Origin of the sequence: Sodalis-like endosymbiont of Proechinophthirus fluctus, from assembly GCF_001602625.1 — a bacterium.
Lineage (GTDB): Bacteria > Pseudomonadota > Gammaproteobacteria > Enterobacterales > Enterobacteriaceae.
Window position 1 is genome coordinate 133 of record NZ_LECR01000076.1, and the last position, 3,676, is coordinate 3,808.

Genomic DNA, 3,676 nt, shown 5'->3' on the forward strand with positions numbered 1-3,676 from the left:
AGCACCAGATCGGCCCATTTTGCCAGCTCAATATGTCCCATCGCTGCCTCTGCGGCGGGATTCAGCAAGTCGTCCGCCACCGGGTAGCCGGATACCGCCTGCAGGCTCAATGGGGTAATAAACTCCTTCGCTGCCGTCGTCATTAACACGCGCACCTCGGCGCCGCGTTCGCGCAAACGGCGCACCAGTTCGGGAGTCCTGTAGGCGGAGATACCGCCGCTTACGCCTAGCACAATATGTTTACCGACCAGTCCCGTCATCTCGCATGTCCAGGTGAAATTATGATTATAGAGATTTTATCATAACCCTCAGTATCACGATCATTTGTCTGTTTACGGCTATTTTGGAATCGTCATTCTGCTTTTCACCGTGTCATTTCGAACAACGTTGTTACTGCTGGCATCATAAATCTGGGGGTGAATGATGCCCTTTGAGTTTCGAATAATGGAAAAATATAAGTAAGAAAAGATTGCCGTCAACGTTGGCACTGCGTGAAAAGCTGGTTGCCCTCGGTTCTGACTCGCTGACGGACATTGAATTACTGGCTCTGTTTTTTACGTACCTGCACCTGCACCTAGTGGGCAAACATGTCCTGCAGTTCGCGGAGGAATTTCTGGTGCAGTTCGGTTCGTTCGATAAATAAATCGATGATTGCTAACCACCAAACCCTCAGCGCCACATACCACATACGGTCTGGGAGTTTCAAAATGTACGCAGCTGCGGGTGATTGGCGAAATGGCGCAGCGCATTTTCGTTCGCATCTGATGCGCAGAATGCGATGACTATCTCGGATATGGCCCAGCGCTGCCTGCAGCAAATTTTGGTATACCGGGAAAGAGAGGTGTTTGTAGTCATATTTCTAGACAACCGCAATCGCCTTATCAACTATTCAACCATCAGGAGTTGTTTGAGGGTACAGTAAACAGCATAGATATCGTCTATCCATGAAAAATTGTCCGAGCGCCTCTCAAGATTAATGCGGTGGCGATTATTTTAGCGCACAATCATCCCTCTAGTGACGTCGAACCGAGCCGCGCCGACCGCGATGTGACGGCACTGGTGGTTAAATCCTGCCTATTTATCGATTCCGGGTGTTGGACTATCTGGTTATTGGCACAGGGGAAATGGTTTTTTGCCGAAAAGGCTGGCTGTAAGCCTTTTCCCGCGATCCTGCGGTATCTTTAGCTGTGCGGAACTTGAGTAGTCGCGCGTCAAAGCGTACACTACTCCACCTTTGAGAATCTTGAGTGTAACGTTGAGAGCCTATCTCAGCAGAGTCTTTCTATTGGATTCACCTCAGTGAATATGCTGGAATAGGCTTTAAAGCCTGACGAGGCAGTTACCACCTTTCTTATAACTCGAGTTGATTTGATTTTTAGAGAGAATAGATATGTCCAGAATCTGCCAAGTTACTGGCAAGCGCCCGGTGAGCGGCAATAACCGCTCCCACGCAATGAATGCGACCAAACGCCTTTTTCTGCCTAATCTGCACTCTCACCGTTTTTGGGTTGAGAGCGAGAAACGCTTTGTCACATTGCGCGTATCTGCTAAAGGTATGCGTGTGATCGATAAAAAGGGCATCGAAACGGTTTTGGCCGATCTCCGTGTTCGCAGTGAGAGGCATTAAGGTAAGGAACTAAATCATGGCTAAGGATGTTCGCGAGAAGATCAAGTTGATTTCTTCTGCTGGTACTGGTCACTTTTATACTACCACGAAGAACAAGCGTACCAAACTTGAAAAGATAGAATTGAAAAAATTCGATCCGGTTGTACGTCAGCATGTGATTTACAAAGAAGCCAAAATCAAATAATTTTGGCGAATAGCTAAAAACTCGGCTCCGACTGGGTTTTTCATGGGCCCTCAGATGTGCTATTCGCGACTCGCGGACATTCTGCTGACAGGGAGCATCAGATGCCAGAATTACCGGAAGTGGAAACTAGTCACCGAGGGATTGAACCTTGGATCGCAGGGCAGACGATTCTGCGGTCGGAGGTGCGTAATGCGCAGCTCCGCTGGCCGGTGGACGAAGAGATTATCGCGCTGCGGGACAGGCGGGTACTAAGCGTACAGCGCCGGGCGAAATACCTACTGTTAGAGCTGGATAAAGGATGGATCATTATCCATCTCGGTATGTCGGGACGTTTGCAGGTACTGCTGCAGCCGCAGCCGCCTGAAAAGCACGATCATATCGATCTAGTCATCAGCAACGGCTGTTTCATCCGCTATACCGATCCACGGCGCTTTGGCGCCTGGCGATGGAGTGATAATCTGCTTACCAGCCACATGCTGGCTCACCTGGGACCTGAACCGCTCAGCGACGAGTTCGATGGCCTCTGGTTGTACGAGAAATCGCGCAATAAACGCACGCCGATCAAGCCGTGGCTGATGGATAATAAGCTGGTGGTCGGCATTGGCAATATTTACGCCAGCGAATCGCTGTTTATCGCCGGTATTTTTCCAGGCCGTGCCGCCAGTTCGTTAAACGAAGAAGAAGCTGCGCTGCTGGCGCAGAGTATCAAGGCCGTATTGCTGCGCTCAATTGAGCAGGGTGGCACTACGCTACGAGATTTTCTGCAGCCAGACGGCAAGCCAGGCTATTTTGTACAAGAGCTGCAGGTTTACGGCCGGGCGGGCGAACCATGCCGGGCATGCGGAAATCCGATACAGATCGCCAAGCACGGTCAGCGGAGCACCTTTTTCTGCCCCCAATGTCAGCTCTGAGAGAGGCGATACCGCGCCAGGATCTCTTTGGCGATAGGTGCGGGCAGAAAGTGATCCACATTGCCGCCGTGCAGAGCCACCTCTTTTACCAGCGCGGAGGAGATATAAGACCAGGCTCCGGCAGGTATCATAAACACGGTCTCGAGCGTCGGCATTAAATGGCGATTCATCTTCGCCAACTGCATCTCATACTCGACATCCATCATCGCGCGCACGCCGCGGATGAGGATATTTGCCTGATGCTGGCGAGCAAAATCGGCCAGCAAATCGCTAAAGCCCGTTACCGTCACATTGGGCAGGTGGGCGGTAACTTGGATTGCCAGATCTACCCGTTCATGCAAATCAAACAGCGGCCGTTTACTGGGGCTAGCGGCAATCGCTAGCACGACCCAATCAAACATCTGCGCAGCGCGGGTCACTAAATCCAGATGGCCATTGGTCAGCGGATCGAAAGTGCCGGGATAGATGGCTTTGGTAGTCATAGGTCATTTCCCCTCTCAGCGTGGTTTAAGGCCCACAGAGTGGTATACTTATTGAAAGTATATTGTGCGTTCACCACTGCAAGCAACCAACCCTGTCTGCCGTCCAAAAAACCAGCGCGTAGAAGCCAGGTTTTGAGGAAAGCACCGTAGGTGTGGCTAATAATGGCGAACATGCCGCATTTTTGCCCCTGGCGATGGTGTTCCCGCGCCCAGGATTCGGCGTACTGCAACTGTTTACGCTGAAAAGCCGGCAAATCGCGGCACGTCAGATGCTGTAAATCACCCGCTAGGGCAACGATGCTGGCGCCGCTCGTCTCTAGGGATTCATGAACCGGTAGCGCATTGTAGCGATAACGCTCGTGCGCATACAGCCGCACTACCAAGTCTGGGTACCAGCCGCTGTGACGCATAAAGCGGCCAAGAAAAAGATTGCGCCGCGAGCAGCTGTAGACCACCTCCGGGTCAGGCTGTC

Annotated in this window: 6 protein-coding genes and 1 pseudogene; 4 read left to right on the top strand and 3 right to left on the bottom strand. The window is 51.6% G+C overall.

Annotated elements, in window-relative coordinates; translation table 11 throughout:
• Positions 1–260, bottom strand: a 260-nt coding sequence (locus BG74_RS07410; RefSeq protein ID WP_305809584.1) for a flavoprotein, incomplete at its 3' end; no start/stop codon positions are given.
• 209 nt (positions 261–469) lie between these two features.
• Between BG74_RS07410 and radC the strand changes: the two are divergent.
• The 4 genes and pseudogenes from radC (at position 470) to mutM (ending at position 2,722) form a co-directional block, all read left to right on the top strand.
• Positions 470–1,154: pseudogene (gene radC / locus BG74_RS07415) on the top strand (RadC family protein).
• 236 nt (positions 1,155–1,390) lie between these two features.
• Entirely contained in the window at positions 1,391–1,627 is a 237-nt protein-coding gene (rpmB, locus tag BG74_RS07420; RefSeq protein ID WP_066597572.1) for a 50S ribosomal protein L28, read from the top strand.
• A gap of 16 nt (positions 1,628–1,643) precedes the next feature.
• Positions 1,644–1,811, top strand: coding sequence for a 50S ribosomal protein L33 (rpmG, locus tag BG74_RS07425; RefSeq protein WP_066597574.1), 168 nt, complete (start codon positions 1,644–1,646; stop codon positions 1,809–1,811).
• 101 nt (positions 1,812–1,912) lie between these two features.
• On the top strand, positions 1,913–2,722 hold the full coding sequence (mutM, locus tag BG74_RS07430) for a bifunctional DNA-formamidopyrimidine glycosylase/DNA-(apurinic or apyrimidinic site) lyase (RefSeq protein WP_066597576.1): 810 nt from the start codon (positions 1,913–1,915) through the stop codon (positions 2,720–2,722).
• Here mutM and coaD read toward each other — a convergent pair.
• Positions 2,713–3,204: a pantetheine-phosphate adenylyltransferase gene (coaD, locus tag BG74_RS07435; protein ID WP_066597578.1), complete on the bottom strand. Its 492-nt coding sequence runs from the start codon at positions 3,202–3,204 to the stop codon at positions 2,713–2,715. The two genes, mutM and coaD, sit on opposite strands and share 10 nt — an antisense overlap.
• On the bottom strand, positions 3,201–3,676 hold a 476-nt coding region (locus BG74_RS17785), incomplete at its 5' end, for a glycosyltransferase family protein (RefSeq protein WP_501037422.1). The genes BG74_RS17785 and coaD, both read right to left, overlap by 4 nt.

What these genes read in the sequence shown, in the direction of transcription:
- rpmB (WP_066597572.1), top strand. Translation starts at nt 1,391, where the DNA reads ATGTCCAGAATCTGCCAAGTTACTGGCAAGCGCCCGGTGAGCGGCAAT.
- rpmG (WP_066597574.1), top strand. Translation starts at nt 1,644, where the DNA reads ATGGCTAAGGATGTTCGCGAGAAGATCAAGTTGATTTCTTCTGCTGGT.
- mutM (WP_066597576.1), top strand. Translation starts at nt 1,913, where the DNA reads ATGCCAGAATTACCGGAAGTGGAAACTAGTCACCGAGGGATTGAACCT.
- coaD (WP_066597578.1), bottom strand. Translation starts at nt 3,204, where the DNA reads ATGACTACCAAAGCCATCTATCCCGGCACTTTCGATCCGCTGACCAAT.